General features: G+C 33.3%; 20 protein-coding genes and 1 pseudogene. 3 read left to right on the forward strand and 18 right to left on the reverse strand.

The window, feature by feature from the left end; all coding sequences use genetic code 11:
- Positions 1-188: 188 nt before the first annotated feature.
- The 6 genes from lpdA to GMA11_RS09520 form a co-directional block, all read right to left on the reverse strand.
- Positions 189-1,598, reverse strand: a complete 1,410-nt coding sequence (lpdA, locus tag GMA11_RS05555) for a dihydrolipoyl dehydrogenase (protein ID WP_163546233.1) — start codon at positions 1,596-1,598, stop codon at positions 189-191.
- A gap of 28 nt (positions 1,599-1,626) precedes the next feature.
- The gene (locus tag GMA11_RS05560) at positions 1,627-2,925 is read right to left on the reverse strand and encodes a 2-oxo acid dehydrogenase subunit E2 (protein WP_163546234.1); all 1,299 of its coding nucleotides are present in this window, start codon (positions 2,923-2,925) and stop codon (positions 1,627-1,629) included.
- Positions 2,926-3,000: 75 nt separating this feature from the next.
- The gene (locus tag GMA11_RS05565) at positions 3,001-3,978 is read right to left on the reverse strand and encodes an alpha-ketoacid dehydrogenase subunit beta (RefSeq protein WP_163546235.1); all 978 of its coding nucleotides are present in this window, start codon (positions 3,976-3,978) and stop codon (positions 3,001-3,003) included.
- A gap of 2 nt (positions 3,979-3,980) precedes the next feature.
- Positions 3,981-5,090: a pyruvate dehydrogenase (acetyl-transferring) E1 component subunit alpha gene (gene pdhA / locus GMA11_RS05570; protein WP_163546236.1), complete on the reverse strand. Its 1,110-nt coding sequence runs from the start codon at positions 5,088-5,090 to the stop codon at positions 3,981-3,983.
- 237 nt (positions 5,091-5,327) lie between these two features.
- Positions 5,328-7,391, reverse strand: a complete 2,064-nt coding sequence (locus GMA11_RS05575; RefSeq protein ID WP_163546237.1) for a ComEC/Rec2 family competence protein — start codon at positions 7,389-7,391, stop codon at positions 5,328-5,330.
- Positions 7,361-7,951, reverse strand: coding sequence for a helix-hairpin-helix domain-containing protein (locus GMA11_RS09520; protein WP_370516578.1), 591 nt, complete (start codon positions 7,949-7,951; stop codon positions 7,361-7,363). The genes GMA11_RS05575 and GMA11_RS09520 overlap by 31 nt, the downstream gene beginning before the upstream one ends.
- 153 nt (positions 7,952-8,104) lie before the next feature.
- Here GMA11_RS09520 and GMA11_RS05585 point away from each other — a divergent pair.
- Together GMA11_RS05585 and GMA11_RS05590 are read left to right on the forward strand one after the other, a co-directional pair.
- Positions 8,105-8,889: pseudogene (locus tag GMA11_RS05585) on the forward strand (ABC transporter transmembrane domain-containing protein); the annotation flags it as partial.
- Between the two features lie 36 nt (positions 8,890-8,925).
- Positions 8,926-9,708, forward strand: a complete 783-nt coding sequence (locus GMA11_RS05590) for an ATP-binding cassette domain-containing protein (RefSeq protein ID WP_370516579.1) — start codon at positions 8,926-8,928, stop codon at positions 9,706-9,708.
- A gap of 117 nt (positions 9,709-9,825) precedes the next feature.
- On the opposite strand, the gene epsC is transcribed toward GMA11_RS05590, so the two are convergent.
- From epsC to GMA11_RS05610, 4 genes are all read right to left on the reverse strand, one after another.
- Positions 9,826-10,356, reverse strand: coding sequence for a serine O-acetyltransferase EpsC (epsC, locus tag GMA11_RS05595; protein ID WP_163546240.1), 531 nt, complete (start codon positions 10,354-10,356; stop codon positions 9,826-9,828).
- Entirely contained in the window at positions 10,356-11,261 is a 906-nt protein-coding gene (cysK, locus tag GMA11_RS05600) for a cysteine synthase A (protein ID WP_163546241.1), read from the reverse strand. The genes epsC and cysK overlap by 1 nt, the downstream gene beginning before the upstream one ends.
- Positions 11,262-11,360: 99 nt before the next feature.
- Positions 11,361-11,522: a hypothetical protein gene (locus GMA11_RS05605; RefSeq protein ID WP_163546242.1), complete on the reverse strand. Its 162-nt coding sequence runs from the start codon at positions 11,520-11,522 to the stop codon at positions 11,361-11,363.
- Between the two features lie 18 nt (positions 11,523-11,540).
- Positions 11,541-12,731, reverse strand: a complete 1,191-nt coding sequence (locus GMA11_RS05610) for a glycosyltransferase family 8 protein (protein WP_163546243.1) — start codon at positions 12,729-12,731, stop codon at positions 11,541-11,543.
- A gap of 165 nt (positions 12,732-12,896) precedes the next feature.
- On the opposite strand from GMA11_RS05610, the gene GMA11_RS05615 reads away from it, so the two are divergent.
- Positions 12,897-14,072 (forward strand): GTP-binding protein, encoded by a 1,176-nt coding sequence (locus tag GMA11_RS05615; protein ID WP_163546244.1) that lies wholly within the window; start codon positions 12,897-12,899, stop codon positions 14,070-14,072.
- A gap of 324 nt (positions 14,073-14,396) precedes the next feature.
- On the opposite strand, the gene GMA11_RS05620 is transcribed toward GMA11_RS05615, so the two are convergent.
- From GMA11_RS05620 to GMA11_RS05655, 8 genes are all read right to left on the reverse strand, one after another.
- A complete protein-coding gene (locus GMA11_RS05620) occupies positions 14,397-14,648 on the reverse strand; it encodes a type B 50S ribosomal protein L31 (protein WP_163546245.1) in 252 nt (83 codons plus the stop codon).
- A gap of 124 nt (positions 14,649-14,772) precedes the next feature.
- Positions 14,773-15,690: a primosomal protein DnaI gene (gene dnaI / locus GMA11_RS05625; protein ID WP_163546246.1), complete on the reverse strand. Its 918-nt coding sequence runs from the start codon at positions 15,688-15,690 to the stop codon at positions 14,773-14,775.
- A gap of 10 nt (positions 15,691-15,700) precedes the next feature.
- The gene (locus tag GMA11_RS05630) at positions 15,701-17,014 is read right to left on the reverse strand and encodes a DnaD domain protein (RefSeq protein WP_163546247.1); all 1,314 of its coding nucleotides are present in this window, start codon (positions 17,012-17,014) and stop codon (positions 15,701-15,703) included.
- Positions 17,015-17,029: 15 nt separating this feature from the next.
- On the reverse strand, positions 17,030-17,491 hold the full coding sequence (gene nrdR, locus GMA11_RS05635; RefSeq protein WP_163546248.1) for a transcriptional regulator NrdR: 462 nt from the start codon (positions 17,489-17,491) through the stop codon (positions 17,030-17,032).
- A gap of 41 nt (positions 17,492-17,532) precedes the next feature.
- Positions 17,533-18,120 carry a dephospho-CoA kinase gene (gene coaE / locus GMA11_RS05640; RefSeq protein ID WP_163546269.1) on the reverse strand — a complete coding sequence of 196 codons (588 nt, stop codon included), beginning with the start codon at positions 18,118-18,120 and terminating at the stop codon, positions 17,533-17,535.
- Between the two features lie 322 nt (positions 18,121-18,442).
- The gene (gene asnS, locus GMA11_RS05645) at positions 18,443-19,741 is read right to left on the reverse strand and encodes an asparagine--tRNA ligase (protein ID WP_163546249.1); all 1,299 of its coding nucleotides are present in this window, start codon (positions 19,739-19,741) and stop codon (positions 18,443-18,445) included.
- A 26-nt stretch (positions 19,742-19,767) separates the two neighbouring features.
- On the reverse strand, positions 19,768-20,964 hold the full coding sequence (locus tag GMA11_RS05650) for a pyridoxal phosphate-dependent aminotransferase (RefSeq protein WP_163546250.1): 1,197 nt from the start codon (positions 20,962-20,964) through the stop codon (positions 19,768-19,770).
- Positions 20,965-20,976: 12 nt separating this feature from the next.
- Positions 20,977-21,450, reverse strand: a complete 474-nt coding sequence (locus tag GMA11_RS05655; RefSeq protein WP_163546251.1) for a DUF5590 domain-containing protein — start codon at positions 21,448-21,450, stop codon at positions 20,977-20,979.
- Between the last annotated feature and the right edge of the window lie 36 nt (positions 21,451-21,486).

The raw sequence follows: 21,486 nt of genomic DNA on the forward strand, positions 1-21,486 counted from the left end.
CATGAGAAATACCTCCTTGTTTAATTGTGGTGATTTAATCATACAGGTATTTCTCTTTTTTTGTCCACTTTTATATACAAAATCGTGTTGGTGGATTATTCCCACCAACACGATTTATTATAGAGCCATAAAAACAAGGAAATTCTATTTCAACAGAATTTCCTTGTTTTCTATATTATTTGTTTTAATTAAGCATGAATTGGTAGGCCTAATGCCATTTCTGCTGCATCCATAACTGTTTCTGATAGTGATGGATGTGAATGGATTGTTAATGCAATATCTTCGGCATTCATACCTGATTCGATTGCTAAGCCTAATTCTGCGATAATATCTGAAGCGCTGATACCTGCTACTTGAGCACCGACAATCACTTGATCTTCTTTTGTCACAACTAAGCGTACAAAACCTTCTGTTGCATTTAGTGATAATGCACGGCCATTTCCTGCTAATGGGAATTTAACAGCTTTAACAGATAAGCCTTTTTCTTTTGCTTCTTTTTCTGTTAAACCAACTGTTGCTAATTCTGGGTCTGTAAAGCTTACAGCTGGAATCGCTTTGTAATCAACGGCTACTGCTTTTCCTGAAATAGCTTCTGCCGCAATTTTTGCTTCATAGCTTGCTTTATGTGCCAATGCAGGACCAGCTGTAATATCGCCAATCGCATAGATATTTGGTTGTGATGTACGGCATTGTTCATCAACAATAACTAAACCACGATCTGTTGTATTAACACCTGCTGCTGATAAGCCTAATTCATCATCTGTATTTGGACGACGACCTACGCAAACCATTACATAGTCAGCAGTTACTTCTTCTTGTTTACCGTCTACTTCGTATTTCACAGTAACACTGTCACCATTATCAATAGCCTCTTTAGCCATTGCTTTAGTCACAACTTTAACACCTTTTTTCGCAAATGATGCTTCCACTAATTTAACCATATCTGCATCAAATGACGGTAAAATACTTGGTGAACCTTCTAAAATAGTTACTTCTGAACCTAAGTTGGCATAAGCACCACCTAATTCTGAACCGATAACACCTCCACCGATAACAACGAATTTTTTAGGAATTTCTTTTAAATTTAATGCCCCAGTAGAGTCAATGACACGTTTACCGAATTTGAAGCCTTTGATTTCGATTGGGCGGCTACCAGTAGCTAAAATCATATTGTTAAATGTGTATGTTTGAGCAGATTCTTCTGTAACAACACGTAGTGTGTTTGAATCAACTAAGAATGCTTCTCCATAAACAACATCAACTTTATTTTTTTTCAAAAGCATGCCAATTCCAGATGTCAATTTATTGACAACTTGATTGTCTTTCCATTCTTGTGTTTTTGTAAAATCAATTTTAACATTTTCAGCAGTTACACCAAAAATATCTGAGTGTTGAGCTTCTTGATAACGATGTCCAGCAGCAATCAATGCTTTAGATGGAATACAACCAACGTTTAAACAAACGCCACCTAAATTACCTTTTTCAATAACAGTAACTTTTTGTCCCATTTGTGCTGCACGAATTGCAGCAACATATCCACCAGGTCCAGCACCGATAACGACTGTATCTAGCTCAATGGCGAAATCTCCTACTACCATGTTTTTATCCTCTTTTCTCTTTTCTTAATTAGCCTTCCATTAACATTAATTCTGGATCTGCTAATAAACGTTTGATTTCATTCATCGCTTTTTGAGCAGTTGCTCCATCAACGATACGATGATCAAAACTTAATGATAATTTCATCATACGACCAACAGCTAATTCGCCATCTGCATTTACAACTGGCTCTGTTGCGATTGTACCAACACCCAAAATAGCAACTTCTGGATAGTTAATAATTGGAGTGAACCACATGCCGCCTACTGAACCAATATTACTAATTGTAATTGTACCATTTGACATATCAGCTGGTTTTAATTGTCCTGCATGGGCTAAAGCTGCTTTACTATTAATTTCATTCGCAATAGCAAACATACCTTTTGCATCAGCGTTTTTAATTGTTGGTACATATAAACCATGATCAGTATCTGTGGCAATACCTACATTGTAGTAGTTTTTGTACACAATTTCTTGAGCTGCATCATCAATAGAAGCATTTAATACCGGATATTTGCGTACAGTTGCAACCAATGCTTTCACAACGTATGGTAAGAATGTTAATTTAACATCTTGGCTAGCTGCAACGTCTTTGAATTTTTTACGATGATTCCATAATTTTGTTACTTCTACTTGGTCAAATAATGTTACATGCGGTGCTGTATGTTTACTATTAACCATTGCTTTAGAAATAGCTTTACGGATTGGTGTTAATTTTTCACGAGTTTCTGCTTCAGGTGTTTGTGATACATAAGGAGCAGGTGCTGCTTGAGCCACTTGTACTGGTTGGTTAACTTCTTGCACTGGTGCTACTTCTACTACTGTTTCTTGTACTGGAGCTGATACTGTTCCACCTTGTGCAAAGGCATCTACGTCTGCTTTTGTAACACGTCCACCTTTTCCACTTGGTGTTACTAATGTAATATCTACACCTAACTCACGTGCATGCTGACGTACAGATGGCATTGCTAATACATTTTTACTTGGAGCACCAGTTGGAGCTGATGGTTTTACTTGTTCTTGTGATTTTGGTGCTTCTGGAGCAGGTGCTGCTTCAACCGGTGCTGATGCTGTTTCGCCACCTTCATGTCCCTCTGCTTCAATTTCAACTAAAACTTGTCCAACAGTTGCAACAACACCTTCTTCAACTAAAATAGTTAATACTTTCCCTGTTACAGGAGAAGGAATTTCTTCAACTGATTTATCATTTTGTACTTCTAATAAGGTGTCATCTTCGTTGATTGTATCGCCAACAGCAATATGCCATTTCACAATCTCACCTTCATGAATACCTTCACCAATATCTGGTAATTTAAATTGGAATGCCATGTTTATTATCCTTTCTTTTTTAGACATTTATTAATAGATAAGAGAAAAATGTTTGCACATCTTTCTCTTTCTGAATTAGAAATTATAAACTTCTCTTACTTTTTCTTCAATATCGTTCGCATTTGGTAACCAGTCATGCTCTGCTTGACCAAATGGGAAAATTGTATCTGGAGCTGCGACACGACCAATTGGCGCTTCTAAATGTAGAACAGCACGCTCTGCAATTTCAGCCATAACCATTGCACCAATACCTGCTTGACGTTGTGCTTCTTGAACAACAACAACACGTCCTGTTTTCTTAACTGATGTTAAGATTGTGTCTAAGTCCAATGGAGATACTGTACGTAAGTCTACAACTTCAACAGAAATATTTTCTTTTGCTAATTTTTCTGCTACTTTCATTGCTTCACGTACCATTGCACCGTATGTAATAACAGATACATCAGTTCCTTCAACTGGAACAGATGCTTTACCGATTGGTACGATGTATTCTTCATCTGGCACTTCCTCACGGAATGAGCGGTATAATTTCATGTGTTCTAAGAAAATAACTGGATCGTTATCGCGAATTGAAGCAATCATCAATCCTTTTGCATCATACGGATTACTTGGAATAACAACTTTAATCCCTGGAGATTGTGCTAATAATCCTTCTAAATTATCAGAGTGTAATTCTGGTGTATGCACACCACCACCAAAAGGTGCACGGAAAGTAATTGGCATTGTACGTGTGCCACTCATACGGTAACGTGTACGTGCCGCTTGTGCTACAACTGAATCCATTACTTCAAAAATAAAACCTAAAAATTGAATTTCAGGAACTGGACGGTATCCTTCTAATGCTAAACCAATGGCTAAACCACCAATACCTGATTCTGCTAATGGTGTATTGAAAACACGGTCTTCTCCAAATTTATCTTGTAAATCTTGAGTAGCACGGAAAACCCCACCGTTTTTACCAACGTCTTCCCCAAAAATCAATACATTTGGATCACGTTCTAATTCATGTGCTAAAGCGTCCGTAATCGCTTGAATCATTGTTTTTTGTGCCATGATTATTTATTCTCCTTTGCTTCAAATTTTTCAATTTGTTCTTGAATATCTCTTGTTGGTGTTTCAAACATATTTTTCAAGAAATCAGAAACTTTTTGTTTAGGCTCTTGATCTGCCAATTTAACAGCTTCTTTAATTTCTTCTTTTGTTGCTTCGATAACTTCGTCTTCTTTTTCTTTAGACCATAATCCTTTTGCTTCTAAATATTTGCGGAAACGGATAAGTGGATCTTTCTTTTGCCACTCATCTTGAACACCTTCTGGTTGATAACGTGTTGGATCATCTCCTGATAGAGTATGTGGACCAAAACGATAACAAATTGTTTCAATCAATACTGGACCATTTCCTGCTACTGCATATTCACGTGCTTTTTTCGTAATAGCATATACAGCTAAAATATCCATTCCGTCAACTTGGATACCTGGAATACCTGCTGCAACAGCTTTTTGTGCTAATGTTGTTGCTTTTGTTTGTAAAGAACGTGGTGTTGAAATTGCCCAACCATTATTTTGGATAAAGAAGATAGCAGGTGCATTGTATGCTCCAGCATAGTTAATTCCTTCATAGAAGTCACCTTGTGAAGAACCTCCATCTCCTGTATATGTAACAGCAACAGCTTGTTTACCACGCATTTTTAAACCTAAAGCGACACCTGCAGCTTGTACATATTGCGCACCAATAATAATTTGTGGTGGTAATGCTTTTAATGTTTCTGGATACACATTTCCTGCTGCGTGACCTCTTGACCATAAGAATGCTTGATGTAAAGGTAAACCATGTTTAATCAACTGTGGTACATCACGGTATCCAGGTAATAATACGTCTTCTTTTTCAATCGCAGCAATACTTCCTAATTGACTTGCTTCTTGACCTGCAGTTGGTGCATAAAATCCTAAACGTCCTTGTCTATTCAATGCTGTTGAACGCTCATGTAAAATACGTGACCATACCATATCTGTCATCAATCCTACTAATTCGTCATCTGATAAATCAGGTAATAAATCAGGATTTACAACTTTTCCTTCTTCATCTAAAACTTGTACCATAGAAAAATCAGTATTATTTGTATCAAACAATGATTCAACACTAAATTTTGCTTTTTTTGCTACCATGTTTTATTCCTCTCTTTGCTCGTTTATTACAGGCGATAAAACACACTTCAAAACTGTATTCATTTATCGACCCTTCATCTACAACTTTAACACTATTAAACAAGTTTAGCAAGTATTTATTATAAAAGTTGTTAATTGTATAACCCTTATTTTTATTGTGATTTTTAGCACTATTAAAATCATACTCTTTTTTCTCATTTTACAGAAATGTGTTATAAAACAGAAAATAAAACTGTTTCATTCTGTCGTATCGTGTACCATTATTTCAAACCCTTGCTTTTCTTCTTTATACATAATTGTCCCTTGTTTATCTGTTCGATAAATCAATGTTTTTTCTAATCTATCAAGTACCTCTTGATGAGGGTGACCAAAGCGATTATTCACTCCGCACGAGATAATACTGACACTTGGTCTAATATGCTCGATAAATGCTTTACTACTTGATGTTTTACTCCCGTGATGCCCAACGACTAAAATATCTGCTTGTAAATATGGGTACATACTTAACAATGAATGCTCTACTTGTTGACTTGCATCCCCCATCAACAACCACTTTTTCTTATTGAATGTCATTAAAAAAACTAAAGAATGGTCATTGTTTCCTATCCCCTCTTCAAATGGGTAAAGTAACTGTATCGTTGCATGCCCTACATCAAATGTTTTTGGGGCAACAACACTATCCGTTCCTCGAATAGTTGCTCCTTTTCCAAACACAATTTTTTCAATAGGTATTTTTTCTCTTAATTCTTCTAATGCACCGCAATGATCTTTATCTTGATGCGTGATAAATACAGTATTTATTTTTGAAATACCTAAAGCTTTTAATGTTGGTATCAATGTTCGCTGGGCTAGTGATTGTCTTTTTTTCTCTTTCCATTTTTGTTTAGGACGAAATAAAACATCTCCTCCTGTATCAATCAGAACTGTTTGACCATTTGTTTGAAGTAATAAACTACTCCCTTGTCCTACATCAAGCACTGTTACTTGCTCTTTTGGTAGCTGCACAAATAAAATACATATCATCAGTACATAAACGAGATACTTTTTCTTAACTTTTGTATACAAAATAAGACAAATACCTAAAGCCACATACTGTATATCAAATAGGCGTCCTGTCACAAAAAATACGAACGGTTGTCGGCTTATCCATTGTACACATGCTAATAGTAGACTAACACAAGTATTTAGAGGATCAAGCAATACAGGAATTAAAGACATTAGCCATATCCATAACATTGTGATGCTGAACCATTTTCTAGGTAAAAGGAACGGAAATAGAAAAACACCAAAATAGTGCGCACTCATGAAAGGAATAGAAAAAAGGAAATTGAGCATCTTTTGATGGGGATATATTTGATACAAAACGGGGATACCAAATCCTAATTGGAAAACGAGTGTAAAAACGCTGTAAGGATTAATAAATATCGTTATAAGCATAAAACCCGATAGAGTATCTAAACGAGATTTTGTGATTGTTTCATTTAAAAAAGCACGCTTGATACCGAGTGTCACTTGACTTAAACAAGCGAAAACACTACAAATCATCATCAATAATTGAACCGTTTCTCGTGTAAAACCACATTTATAAAGACATTTTTTCAGACATATCAATATATATTGAATGTGTACGCCTGATAATAATACTAAAAATAACATTCCACTTTCTTGAAAGGGTTCCAGAATATCACGCTCCACATCTTTAAATAGACTAGCATTTAAAAACGCTCGTAAAGGATTGGGAAGATACTCTTCTAATTGTTTTTGTATAAATCTTTCGATATTAAAGTGACGAGATATGAGATGATACGCCTTGATATTGAAAGACCAAAAAATAGAATACTGTTCTTTCATATATTTTGCCATATCAAACTGATATGGATTACGAGCTGATGGCAGTGTTTCTAAGGTACCTGTTGCCTCTATCACAATATCATCTGTTAAATCCAGCCAAAACATAGCCTCTTTTTGTGTTTTAGCTTTTATTTTTAAATAAATTTTCTCTTGTTGAATAACACCTTTAGCTGTCACAGTATCTCCATTCACACGCACTGTATTGGCAAATAATGTTACTGAATAGTGTGTTTGATTTGCAAAAAGAGAACTATGTTTATGTTGATGGTGTATAGAAATATATGCAAAAATAAGTACAGTAATGAAAGATAGATATAATACTTGTTTATGTCTAAAACACAATAACCTAACCCACCATATCGCAAAAATAAACCAAAATACACCTCCATACAAGAAGGATACAACCGTTATGACGGCTGTTAAACTAAGAAATATCCATTTTCCTTGCATGAAAGACTAACCAAGGGTTTTATTTTTTCAATGAGGCTATCGGAAAAGCCTTTTATCTGTTTTAAATCTTCTATTTTCGTTAGACGTTTTTGTTTACGATATTCTAAAATAGCATCCGCTTTTTTCTCACCTATTCCCGCAATTGTCATAAGTTGTGATTTTGTTGCTGTATTTAAATTGATTTTAGTTGATTGTAAATCATTCTGTTCATCAATATTTGGAATAATAATCATCATTTCATCATAAACAAGCTGAGCGAGATTAACTGCTTTCCTATCTGCATTATCTGTAAATCCGCCTGCTTGCTCTACTACATCTTTTACTCTGGAATCTTTTGCCATTTCATAAATACCTTCATGATTTACAGCACCTTTAATATCTACATAAATCTTTTTTTCTGTTTGTATATCAGTTGTTTCTTGAGAGATTAAAGTTGGTTTAGGAGCTTGTATAAAAAAAGCAGACCCTATCCCTATACTAATAGATACAACTATAAAAAATACTATATATATATATTTATAAGTGCTCGCCCATTTTATAATGACGTCTTTATTTAACACAATTTTTCACCTCACTTATTATATATGCAAGTTGTTGTAGAATTTGATAAGAAATTTATTTTATTCAAAGCATTCCATGTTATTCTTCCATTGATTTTCAGCTATATTTTTGGTATTATCCTAAAAAAATAAAATATAAAGGGGAATTGACAAATGTTCTATAAAACTAGTCAAAAATTTCAAAAAGTTACCAAAATTCAAGTTTTAACGCTACTTTTTATTTTAATACGAACAGCATTGAATTTGCTGCTCGTTGTTAATATTCAAAAAACAATTGATTATATTGCTGAAAAAAAGCATACTCAACTTAATGAAACACTCATTCACATCACTATTATTTTAGGCTTTTACGGCATTGTTTTGTTCATTGCTCAATATTTTCTTAGACAATTATTCTATATTGGTAAATTGTCTATTATAGAAAATCTGTATCAACTTACCATAAATAAACCAATTTCCTTTTTTCAAAAATATTCTCACCGCCATTTAGTATCTAATATTACCATTGATAGTAACAAAATATCGGACTGGTATTCTCAAGGTATTATTATTTTTCTCACACAAGTCATTATATTAGTGACAACGCTTTGTCTAATGAGCTTTTATCACGGTATTATTACAGTGATTATATTCACAACCATTCTTACTTGTTTTTTTATCGTCAAGATGATTACAAAAAAATAGCACGTTTAACATCCGATAGCCAACATTTATTTGCAGATATTCATAAAGCTATTTCAGAATCTTTTGATGGTATATTTCATATTAAACAACTCCAAAAAGAAAACTACTTTACGAATTACATGTCACATAAACTAACAAAACAAAAATATATTAATCAAAAAATTGCTGTTTATTTTTCACTTTATGTCAGTATCTCTTCTTTCGTTGCTTTTGTGTTGCCTATGATTAGTTTATTGCTATCTGTTTTATTTATTCTAAATAGCCAAATGACATTAGGGGCTGCTATTGCTATGTATTCTTTAACTCGATTATTACATGAACCGATACGTGTGATTGCGGATAAATTAAATGAACGAGATATTGCTTTACAAACTCAAAAAAATTTGCATCATATATATTCCCCTACTCCAAAAATATCTTATCAATCATTACCCGAACTAAAAACATTAAACATTGCTATTCAATCATTTAACTATAACAATAAAAGCATTCTTTGCGATGTTTTCTTTTCTTTAAATAGTGGAGATGTTTTAATCATAAAGGGAGAAAGTGGGATCGGTAAAACAACACTTAGTCATCTCATCATGAACACAATAGATACTCATCAACTGAATGGTACTATCATGTGGAACGATATTTTGCTTAATGAAGCAGTCATATATAATCGATTTTCTAGTATACTAAAAACAACACAAGATCCGTTCATTTTTGAGGGAAGTATTTTAGAAAATATATCATTAGGCGATATATTTTCACAAGAAGAAATAGATACTATTATACATATAGTTGGTCTAGAAGAGTTTGTAAAAGAAAAAGGTTTATCATTTAATCTATTAGAAAGTGGACAAAATATTAGTGGTGGACAAAAACAACGAATTGGTTTAGCAAGAATTTTAATTAGAAAACCCCAATTACTTATTTTAGATGAACCAACAAGTGCTCTTGATAAATCTTTGAGCCAAGAAATAGCCAAAAAGATTATTCATTTTACAAAAGCACACCACATCACAACCATTATTATTACTCATAAAGAAGAATTTGATATGTTTGCTAGAAAAACAGTACAATTATAGTAGGATTGCTTTAATAACAAAAAGACAAAGAGCATCGTAAAGTGGATATTTTTAGATACTAAAAAACAAAAAGTGAGGACAACATGACAATATGTTGCCTCACTTTTTTATTCTAATTTACTCGAAATCCTTATGTGTCATAACAGTAGGTTGTGGTTCAAAGACAACTGAAAATTTTGGAACATCTTTTTTTACAACCGCATTTGCACCAATTTTTGTGTTTTCTCCGATAGTAATATTTCCTAAAATTTTAGCACCCGCACCAATTAATACATTATTTTCAATCGTTGGATGTCTTTTTTCATGCCCTAAACTCGTTCCACCTAAGGTAACACCGTGATACATCAAAACATTATCACCAACTATAGCTGTTTCACCAATCACAACGCCCATACCATGATCAATGAACAACCCTTTTCCAATCTTTGCACCCGGATGTATTTCAATACCTGTTTTTCGTCTTGCTCTTTTTGATAAAAGACGTGCTAACAGATAATGCTTTTTATTATATAATTTATGTGCAAAATAATGGTAATTTAATGCTTTTATATGTGGATATGTTAATAATACCATCCATTTTGATTTAGCACTTGGGTCAATAGTCATTGCACGTTCAATACTGTTGTTTAATTGTTTAAAAAATCCCATTATACCTCTAAATAGGTTACATCTTGGTAATCAAAAACAGAGAAATATTTATCTGCTCCATCAGCCAAAACGGTAACAATCACTTTATCAGGATATTCTTCAGCAACTTTTTTAGCACCTACAAGCGCTGCACCAGATGAAATACCGATACCAATACCTGTTGTACGCATAAAGTTTTTTGCTTCTTCGATTGCTTCATCATTTGTAATAGTTAAAACATCATCCATAAGTGAGCGATCAAAGTTTTCAGGAATGAATCCTGTTCCAATTCCTTGGATTTTATGTGGTCCGCCAATTCCTTTAGAAATTGCTGGCGAATCTGTTGGTTCTAATGCAATGGCTTTGATTTCTGGTTTTTCTTCTTTTAAATAACGTGTAACACCTGTAAATGTACCACCTGTTCCAACTCCTGCAACAAATAAGTCAATATTTGGCACTTGTTCTAAAATTTCTTTTGCTGTTGTTTTATAATGGTAATTTGGATTAGCCGGGTTATCAAATTGGCCTAATGAAATAGCATTTTCATTATTTGCCACTAATTCAGCGGCTTTATCAATAGCACCTTTTGTTCCTAATTCTTTCGGTGTTAAAACTAATTGAGCTCCGTATGCTTTAATCACTGTACGACGTTCAATACTCATACTATCTGGCATCACAATAACGGCTTTTATCCCATGAATCGCTGCAATTAACGCTACTGAGATTCCTGTATTTCCACTTGTTGCTTCTACTAAAACGGTGTTTTCATTTATAGCACCTTGACGTACTGCTTCTTCAAACATACCTAATACAGCACGGTCTTTTACACTACCACTTAAATTGTATTTTTCTAATTTAGCATAAATATTTGTTCCGTCTATTTGATAAACGGGTGTATTCCCTATAAATGTTAATGATGATGTCATCTATATACCTCCTAAAAGTGATGTGAAAATTATAACATAAAACTAACAAAAAACAAGTGAATTATTCAACAAATAAAAAAAGCGGGTAAACCCACTTTTTTATTTATTGAATGTATCTTTTACTTTTCCAACAACTTCAGATGCTTTTTCTGTCACTGTTTCAGTCACATTTTCAAATGTTTCTGTTGCTTTTTTCTCAACATCTTTATAGACTTCTGATACTTTTTCTTCAGCTTGTTTTGCTAATTTTTCAAAATCCATTATGCCATCTCCTTTCTTTTATACTTCCAACTCTTTTAACACTTCTACCATTTTCTCTGGTTCATGTTCTGAAATAATATGTGTGTATACATCATCCTCTTTATGTTTTGTACACTGGAATGTTATAACTGGTTTTCCTTTATGTAATGCTCTTTGTACAATATTATCCACTTCATTAAAATGATTGATATCTAAATAAACCGAACATCGATTTAATAGATCTTCTATTTTTGCATCTATCGCAAGTGGACAAATAAAGGCATTTTTATATTGAGCTAAATTTAATAAAGTAGAAGACATCATTGTATGAGCAGCTACACTAAATCGATAATTTGGTAAAGAACGAATTAAATATTCGATATGCTCAATGTATTGTGTATTCGTTAAAATAAAGCAATGATTTTTTTGATGATATTGTGTGAATGTATTTGTATCGACATTTTTTATTTTCCAATGGGATTTTATGTCAGACCAATCTAAATCATGATAGAACCACCATAACTCTCGAATACCATTGTAACTAACTGAATTCCACGGTTTATGATGCGTACTATAATGAAAAATAATCGGTTGTCTTTCTGATTCACGCTCAACAGTTCCAACCCACTCTGCACCTATTTGATAGTTGTAACATTGTGGCAAAACAAAATAATCAGGATACAATGTATTTAATACCGTTTGATCGCCTACTTCTAACTGACCGATATGCTCTTTTGTATAAGCTATCGTTTTCTCCATGAATTTTTCTTCACGGCATCTAACTAAATTTAAGAGTAATACACCCGCATTAAAATGTCCAGTATAACGTTGTTGATCCCAATCTTTTACAGCAGCAATAGTATAATGTTCAAGATCTATCGCAAACAACTCATCCAAATTTTCTGTGACAATCAAATCCACGTCCAAATAAAGAGCTCTATCTTCTTCTACAACTTCGGGTATCATATATCTAAAATAAGTCACATAATTGATATGGGCATAAGGACCATTAAATTTACTTAATGTATAGTCTACTAATTTAACATCTTGAATAGTACAATTTAACGGTTCAAGATGTTTTTCAACAGAGAGAAACCATTCTTTTGGAATATCATCATTTAAAATATAAAACTTAATATGTTGGTTATAAACACAAACAGATTTTATTGCTGTTAATAATGGATCAGTATATTTATTATCTGCTGCGAATACAATGGCACGATACGACATAATTCATCCTCCTATCTGTTTAGTCTATTATACCCCCTATTTCATTGTCAAGCATTATTCGTACAAATATGTATTATTTCGGTTTACTTTTGTAAACCATATACATTTACACATGAAACTATTCGTTTTATAATAAGAACATACTAAAAGAAAAGAGGATATATTATGCCGAAACAAATTCCAGTAACCATTGTAAGCGGATTTTTAGGAGCCGGAAAAACAACCTTAATCAATAAAGTATTAAAAGAAGAGCATAAAGAACATATTGCTGTTATTATCAATGAATTTGGATCTGTTGGTGTGGATCATCAATTTGTTTTAGATGTTAAAGAAGATATTTATCAAATGGACAATGGCTGTTTATGCTGTACATTAAGAAACGATATTCCTTCAACTTTAGAATCTATTCTATCTGCAAAAGAAAAAATGGGTGTAAAAGTTGACCGTATTTTATTTGAAACAACAGGGTTAGCCGACCCTGCCCCAATTGCACACACATTTATCAATGTTCCATTTTTAAATGAAAACTTTATTGTAGATGCTGTATTAACTGTTGTTGATGCAAAAAACTTCTTAAAAGAAACCAAAGAACAAGAAGAACCTGCTAAACAAGTTGGCTTTGCTGATAAAATTTTTATTTCAAAACATCAACTTGTTGATTCACAAACATATCATGATGTTATCGAATCAGTTCGTTCTATCAATGCTTTTGCACCGATTCAAGATTTAAGCGAAAAAGAAGTGACATTAAAAGATATGTTTAATTTAGAACTTTTCTACGCTAGTGAAGAAAAAGTTCTTGAAATGGAAGAACGTGCAAAAGAAGACGAATGCCCTCATTGTCATGAACATCATGAACACGGTGAACACTGCTGCCACCACGAACACGGTGAATGTTGTCATCATGATGAAGACTGCGATTGTCATGACCATGAACATTGTCATCATGACGAACATGATTGTGATTGCGACTGTGATCATCATGACGAACACGGTCATTGCAAACATCACGGTGAACATAAACATCATCATAGACACCCTCATCATAGCGGCATTACGTCCTTTGTATTTGAAGCAGAGAAACCATTAAATTTAAGCAAAATCAATCAATGGTTAAATGAACTAGTATACTATTATGGCGAACAATTATATCGTTATAAAGGTATTTTAAACGTTGAAGGTATTGAACATCAAATTATTTTCCAAGGTGTTCAAATGAGTTTCGATATTTCAAAAGGACGTGATTGGGGTCCAACAGAACGTAAATCTACACTTGTCTTTATTGGAAAAAATCTCCCTGAAGAACAGTTACGTAAAGGATTTGATGAGTGCACAAAATAATTGACACATTCTATAATCTTAATACGTAATCGAGTTCATACGTTTACATATCAACGCTATTTGATAGTATTAACATCAAGTGGTGAACGAATACTCAACATATTCGTTCACCACTTTTTAACATACACTTCATTAAATTGTATTGATAAAGAAAAATGGATACATCTTTAGTATAAAGTTATGGACTGTACTCATTTATTTAACATTTTAGATCGGTTAAATATCACTATGGTTTTCATTAAATCGAGTTGTTGGTGGATTTTATCACCAACAACTCGATTTATCATGGAAACTAAAAAAGACACCCGAAGGTGTCTACATAGATTAGTTTTGTCCCAAACCGTATTTTTTGTTGAATTTGTCCACACGTCCGTCTGCTTGAGTGAATTTTTGACGTCCTGTATAGAATGGATGAGAATCAGAAGAAATCTCAACACGAATCAATGGGTATGTGTTTCCGTCTTCCCACTCAACAGTTTCAGAAGATGATTTTGTTGAGCCAGATAAGAATTTGAAACCTGTTGTTGTATCCATGAATACAACTGGTTGGTAATTTGGATGAATATCTTTTTTCATATTTATTTTCTCTCCTTTTGCCCTGAATTATTTGCTAAAACAGAGTTATAATCTGTCTAATACAAATGTATTTAAACATCTGCTATATAGTATCATGTTATGCAATAAAATGCAACCATAAACTTTACATCTCTCGGCGATTTTTACCGACGATGTTGATTTCTTTACTTAAATATTTAATACGTTCCATTAAGCGTTTAGCTTTTCTTTCATCTTCAATGGTAACACCTTTTAAATGTTCTTCTAATAAAGCAAAAGATAGATTTGATGTAAAAAATGTTGGTAATTGTTCACGCATGCGATAATCTAAAATTGTCATTAAAATATCATCTCTTACCCATGGCGTCATGCTTTCTCCACCAATATCGTCTAACATTAAAATCGTTGATTTTTTAATGACATCTAATTTTTGTTGGACAGAATTATCTCCAATCGCTGCTTTTAATTCCACAACTAAACTAGGAAAATGTGCTAAATAACTAGAAACACCTCTACTTGCTAATTCATTAGCCAGACCACCAATCATATACGTTTTACCGACACCATAAGAACCGTATAAATACGCTCCTTTTATAAAGTTATTTTTTGTTTGTGTATATTCATTACAGAAATCAATAAAATATTTTAATACATCTGCTCGGGCTTTCGTTTTGTCTAGTGATGCAAATGTAATATTTTTTATATTTCTAGGCATTTGTAATGTTTGAATACGATTCGATAGTTCTCGTCTTTCTTCTTGTGCTAAAAAATCAGCTGTCGGTTGATAGGCAACATCAATAAATCCAACATTCATGACTAATTTTGGTTCAAAACCTGGATTTTGGGAGTAGCCACTTTCTTTAATGCGTTGTTTTTCTTTCATAAATTCATACAATTTAGCATAACTATTTTGTAAAATATCTTCTGATAATATTTCTTTATTTTCTAAAATAAACGCTTGAATCTCAGCATCTTTTTGAATGTCTTGAATTAAATCATTATATCGTTGTTTGAATTTATCTGAATAAACATATTTTTTTAAATGATTTTGTATAGAATCCATTTGTCATCTCCTATTTCAATGTGGATAAAATATTGTTCCACTCTTCATCATCAATCGGCGTGTCTTCATCATTTAAAGCATTCTTTTCTTCTTCGGTCATCTTAATTTGCTTCACATTGCCTTTTTTTGAACGTACAGATTTTGAAGACGGTACATCCCGTTTTTGTTCTCTTGTTTGTAAATAAGCCATCGCCATTTCTACTGTTGTAATATGTTGTTTTACCCAATCATTTGCTACCTTATCAACATAACTAGCAGATAATGTATCGTGATTTAAAACAACTAATATATAATGAACTAATAAATTAACAACCTCTTGATGAAAACCATACTGTGTCATTAACCGTTCAATAAGTTTTAATTCATTTTGAGATACTTGATAATATAATCCTGACGCATTTTGCTGATTCTTTGCATGTTTAATGTGTTTTAAAAACTCAGCCGGAACCGTATTTTGACACAAAGTCATCAACGCACTTTTTTTATCCGTATGCCCCACGGCAGTTTCACTTAAAGGTGTTATTTCTATTTGAGTGCTACTCTTTGATTGGTTTTGCATCGCATTTCTAACTATTTGATATAATTTATCAACATCAATCTTGTTTGTTACCATATCATGAGATTGTAAAACATAATCTCTCATATCAAGTGGCTGAATGCCATAAATATGATGTAATCCTTGAATAGCATATTTGACTTGAGCTGTTAATTGTGTTGGTAAAATATATGACCCTTGTAATAATTGATGAAAAAATGTCCAATCAAAATCTTTGTCATCTAAAACGAGTTGTGATTTCTCCTGACCAATCACACTATGAAAATCACTTGTATACACCTTTAACTGTTTACCAAATAGTGCATGAAAAGAATATGAAATATCCTGATAGTCCTTTGTAGATACACTTTTAATCATGTACATATCTTTTAAAACATTGAATTGATTTTCCCCAACTTGCGCTACTAATAAACCACAATAAACCGGGTCACTAAAAAATGTTTTTGGTGATACTGGTGTACACACTTCATAAATATATTTATCTTGCTGCTCTACTTGAGTAATATACGTTTTCAATAAACCAATAGCTTCTAGACGAATACGTGCATCATATAGTATTTGTGTACCAAAATGCAACATATCAAAAATCGTCTTATGCTGTATTCTTTGTGGGCAATTCACTAAAAATAAATATAAAGCCGTTGCAGATGCTCCAATAATTGGTTGATATAAAGATAGCACAACTTGTTTATCTATATCCGTGATAGTATTTAATTTTTGTATAAAAATATAATCTCTTGGACTAATATCTTTTCCTAAATACGTCATCTGCTTTTCTCCCTATTATTGTTGTAATCTTCTTGCTAATTCTTCTAATTCTTGTAAAAAACGACTTTTATCTGTAAATTGACGGTAAACACTTGCGAAACGAATATAGGCAATTTCATCAATCTTCGCTAATCTATCCATTACCAATTCACCTATTTCAGTCGTAGATACTTCACTTTCACCAACATTATACACTTCAAACTCAACTTCACTCACAATTTTTTCCAAAACTTCCAATGAAACCGGACGTTTTTCGCACGAACGTACCAATCCTCGTAACAATTTTTCACGATTAAAATCTTCACGGTTCCCATCACGTTTCACAACGAGTAGTGGCGTTCTTTCAAGTCGTTCAAATGTTGTAAAACGATGTTTACATTCCTCACATTCTCTACGACGTCTAATGACCGTATTATCCTCAGCCGGACGACTATCAATTACTCTAGAACCTGTATATTTACAACGTGGACATTGCATGAATTTTCTCCTTATAAATGACTAATATTATGTCTATTATATCACATTTTCTGTTTTTCTAAATATGCAATGACTTGTTTTTCTGTTTCTTCGATTGTTCCAGAATTATCAATCACATCATCCGCACATACTCTTTTTTTCTCGATAGGCATTTGCGCTTCAATCCGAATAGATGCCTCCTCTAACGTATACCCATTTCGCTTCATCAATCGTTCTAATTGTTTTTCTTTTGGTATATAGACGACTAAAACAGAATCCACTTGTGTATCATAACCGACTTCATACAATAAAGGCATATCAATAAAGACAACCGATGCTATTTGCTCTTTTTTCCAATTTAAAATAGCCTCAAACACATAGGGATGAACAATACTATTAACAAGATGTCTTTTCTGTTCATCTTGAAAAATAATCGTCGCTAGTACTTGACGATTTAGTGTTTTCTCAGGCGTTAAAATTTCTGTACCAAAAGCAGTTGTCAATGCTTGTAATGCCGGTGTACCTTTTTCTACGACTTCTCTAGCAATTTTATCCGTATCACACACAGGAACACCTCGTGCCAAAAGTATGTTAGTGACTGTTGACTTCCCTGTCGCAATACCTCCTGTTAACCCAATGACTTTCATTATCCACCTCTTTTTATGCCTATTTATCTTATCTTTTTCTCATATAACATTCAACTCTATTTATAAAACTAGTATAACAAAAAAAGCCGATTAGAAAAACTCTAATCAGCTAGTAGACGTTAAAGAGCAGTTCACATACTCCTTAACTCGTGCCTGTATCCGACAGTGTGAGTTGCCTCACGTGCACGCTACTTTGATTTGTAACCTTTTTGTGATATGCCTATCACGGTTACGCCTCGACCCGTCGCATGAGTTGAAGTATATCTTTTTTTAAGATATTTGTCAATGTGTAAGAAAAAAGAGAGTAAAATCTACTCTCTTTTCATCATGGGTATAAACGATTTAATAATCTTGGGAATGGGCTGGCTTCACGGATATGTTCTGTTCCACTAATCCATGTTACCATACGCTCTAAACCTAATCCAAAACCAGAATGTGGTACTGTTCCGTATTTGCGTAAATCTAAGTACCAACCATATTCTTCTAAACTTAAACCAAATTCTTGAATTTTTTCTTTTAAACTATCATAGTCAATATTACGTTCGCTACCACCAATAATCTCACCATATCCTTCTGGAGCAATCATATCTGCATTGATCACTACATCGTCACGTTCTTCATGTAGTTTCATGTAGAATGGTTTAATACCTTTTGGATAATTTAAAATAAAGACTGGTTTTTCAAAATGATTAGCAATAAATGTTTCATGAGGTGAACCAAAATCTTCTCCCCATGTGATATCATCAAAACCATTATCATTTAATAAAGTAATAGCTTCATCATAAGAAATACGTGGATAAGGTAATTGTGTATATTTTTTCAATACTTCTACATCACGTTCTAATGTGTGTAAAGCTAACTGACAATTTTCTAAGACATTTTCAACTAAGAAAGCAACATAGCGTTCTTGAATAACTAAACTTTCTTCATGTGTTGTAAATGCCATTTCTGGTTCCATCATCCAAAATTCAATTAAATGACGACGTGTTTTTGATTTTTCTGCACGGAATGTTGGTCCGAATGAGAATACTTTACCAAATGCCATAGCTGCAGCTTCCATATATAATTGACCACTTTGTGATAAATATGCTTTTTGATCAAAATAATCTGTTTCAAATAATTCTGTTGTGCCTTCTGGTGAACTTCCTGTTAAAATTGGTGGATCAATTTTAATAAAACCTTCTTTATTGAAAAATTCGTATGTTGCACGAATGATTTCATTTCTAATTTGCATCACAGCGTGTTGTTTACTTGAACGTAACCATAAATGGCGATGATCCATTAAGAAATCTGTTCCATGCTCTTTCGGTGTGATTGGGTAATCTCCACTTTCACCAACAACAGTTAATCCGGTCACTAATAATTCATACCCCAATTTTGAGCGTGTATCTTCTTGGACAATTCCTGTTACTAAAACCGATGTTTCTTGTGCTAAGTTTTTTGCGATGTCAAAAACCTCTTCACCGACATCTTGTTTTACAACAATCCCTTGAAAATATGTTTTTCCATCACGTAATTGTAAAAACGCTATTTTCCCACTACTACGTTTATTCGTTACCCATGCACCTATTTCAACGGTTTGACCGACGAAATCTTTGGCATGATTCATTGTAATTCTTTCCATTGTATACTCCTTCTAACATTGCTTTCTTATATGTTTCTTTTATGTTCATCTATAAAACGTGCTATACGGCGTGCTGCTTCGATGAGTTGTTCACTATCTCCTGCATAACTCAAACGAATACAGTCATCCATACCGAATGCATCACCCGATACTACCGCAACATGAGCCTTCGTTAATAATGCATCTGCAAACTCTTTAACAGAGTCATATCCTGTTAAACGTGCTGCTTCTTTTACATTTGGAAACAAATAAAAAGCACCTTGTGGTTTTGTTAATTTAAACCCTTCGATTTGGCTAATCAAATTATAAAACAAATGCAAACGTTCTTCAAATACTTTTCTCATCTCTTCCACAGGTTCTTGTGTACCTGAGTAAGCTGCAACACCTGCATATTGGCTAACAGCCGTTAAATTACTCGTTTCATGACTAATAATTTGTCCCATTGCACCAATAATATCTTTATTTGTTGACAATGCATAACCGATACGCCAACCTGTCATCGCATAACTTTTTGCGACTCCATTTACAATAATCGTTCGACTTTTTATGCTTTCTGACAGAGTTGCCATAGAAATAGCCTGAGTATCCCCATAAACTAAACGATAATAAATTTCATCAGAAATAATGAATAAATCATGTTGAACAGCCCATTCTCCAATTTGCAATAACTCTTCTTTTGTATAAACACTACCTGTTGGATTATTTGGAGAATTGATAATGATAGCTTTTACATGCGTTAAGTCTAAGGCATTTAGTTGTTCCACTGTTACTTTATACTGTTGTTCAAAAGTTGTTTCTACAAATAATGGAACACCACCTGCTAATTTAACTTGTTCACTATAACTTACCCAGTACGGTGTTGGAATAATCACTTTATCATCTTTGTTTAGCAGTGCTTGGCACAAAACAAATAAAATATGTTTTGCACCTGTACCTACCACAACGTCTTGTGGTTGATATGTAACACCGTCATACTGTTTATGAAAATCAACAATGGCTTGCTTTAGAGGTAAAATACCAGTAGCATTCGTATAATGATCTGAGTTACCTTCTTTAATCGCTTGAATAGCAGCTTGTTTAATATGTTGTGGTGTACTAAAATCAGGTTCTCCTAGCGTTAATTGAATGACATCTATCCCTTGTGCAATCAACTCTCTAGCACGTTGTGCACTTGCTAGAGTTGCAGATTCTTGGATATTTTTTGCTCGATTTGATATAACCATGAATATCTCCCTTTATATTGTTTTAATATGTTGGATAATCTGTCCAGTTTTTGCAGATATACGCATATAACCAAGTGACACTTGACTAGATTTATATGACACTTCCCAAATAGGTTCATTTTTCATCAAGCCTAATGTGACATTTAAGATTTGAATGGTATTTTCTTCGTTCATTGCCACTTCTTTTGCTTTGTCTTTATCAATTAATTCAGATGTTTCGTAAATTTGTGCTTGACTACTTTCTACGTCAATGACAACATATATTTTTTTATTATCTTGACTATCACCGTATAAACCGTATACCGTTTTATCAAACTGATACAAATAAAAATCATCAATTTTTTTCATAATACCATCATTGAAAACAAGCTGAGCTGCTTCTTGTTTGGCTTTATTATACGGTGATAATAATGTTTCTATGGTAGATACTGTTAAAATCAGCCCGACAACAAAAACAATACTTACACCTATCAATATTTTTTTCATATCATATCCTCTTTAATATATGTGCTACATCTATTC

Source organism: Granulicatella sp. zg-ZJ, assembly GCF_010892355.1.
Lineage (GTDB): Bacteria > Bacillota > Bacilli > Lactobacillales > Aerococcaceae > WM01.

Excerpts from the sequence above, each read along its gene's own strand:
- lpdA (WP_163546233.1), bottom strand. The coding sequence starts at position 1,598 with ATGGTAGTAGGAGATTTCGCCATTGAGCTAGATACAGTCGTTATCGGT.
- GMA11_RS05560 (WP_163546234.1), bottom strand. The coding sequence starts at position 2,925 with ATGGCATTCCAATTTAAATTACCAGATATTGGTGAAGGTATTCATGAA.
- GMA11_RS05565 (WP_163546235.1), bottom strand. The coding sequence starts at position 3,978 with ATGGCACAAAAAACAATGATTCAAGCGATTACGGACGCTTTAGCACAT.
- pdhA (WP_163546236.1), bottom strand. The coding sequence starts at position 5,090 with ATGGTAGCAAAAAAAGCAAAATTTAGTGTTGAATCATTGTTTGATACA.
- GMA11_RS05575 (WP_163546237.1), bottom strand. The coding sequence starts at position 7,391 with ATGCAAGGAAAATGGATATTTCTTAGTTTAACAGCCGTCATAACGGTT.
- GMA11_RS05590 (WP_370516579.1), top strand. The coding sequence starts at position 8,926 with ATGTATTCTTTAACTCGATTATTACATGAACCGATACGTGTGATTGCG.
- epsC (WP_163546240.1), bottom strand. The coding sequence starts at position 10,356 with ATGGGATTTTTTAAACAATTAAACAACAGTATTGAACGTGCAATGACT.
- cysK (WP_163546241.1), bottom strand. The coding sequence starts at position 11,261 with ATGACATCATCATTAACATTTATAGGGAATACACCCGTTTATCAAATA.
- GMA11_RS05605 (WP_163546242.1), bottom strand. The coding sequence starts at position 11,522 with ATGGATTTTGAAAAATTAGCAAAACAAGCTGAAGAAAAAGTATCAGAA.
- GMA11_RS05610 (WP_163546243.1), bottom strand. The coding sequence starts at position 12,731 with ATGTCGTATCGTGCCATTGTATTCGCAGCAGATAATAAATATACTGAT.
- GMA11_RS05615 (WP_163546244.1), top strand. The coding sequence starts at position 12,897 with ATGCCGAAACAAATTCCAGTAACCATTGTAAGCGGATTTTTAGGAGCC.
- GMA11_RS05620 (WP_163546245.1), bottom strand. The coding sequence starts at position 14,648 with ATGAAAAAAGATATTCATCCAAATTACCAACCAGTTGTATTCATGGAT.
- dnaI (WP_163546246.1), bottom strand. The coding sequence starts at position 15,690 with ATGGATTCTATACAAAATCATTTAAAAAAATATGTTTATTCAGATAAA.
- GMA11_RS05630 (WP_163546247.1), bottom strand. The coding sequence starts at position 17,014 with ATGACGTATTTAGGAAAAGATATTAGTCCAAGAGATTATATTTTTATA.
- nrdR (WP_163546248.1), bottom strand. The coding sequence starts at position 17,491 with ATGCAATGTCCACGTTGTAAATATACAGGTTCTAGAGTAATTGATAGT.
- asnS (WP_163546249.1), bottom strand. The coding sequence starts at position 19,741 with ATGGAAAGAATTACAATGAATCATGCCAAAGATTTCGTCGGTCAAACC.
- GMA11_RS05650 (WP_163546250.1), bottom strand. The coding sequence starts at position 20,964 with ATGGTTATATCAAATCGAGCAAAAAATATCCAAGAATCTGCAACTCTA.
- GMA11_RS05655 (WP_163546251.1), bottom strand. The coding sequence starts at position 21,450 with ATGAAAAAAATATTGATAGGTGTAAGTATTGTTTTTGTTGTCGGGCTG.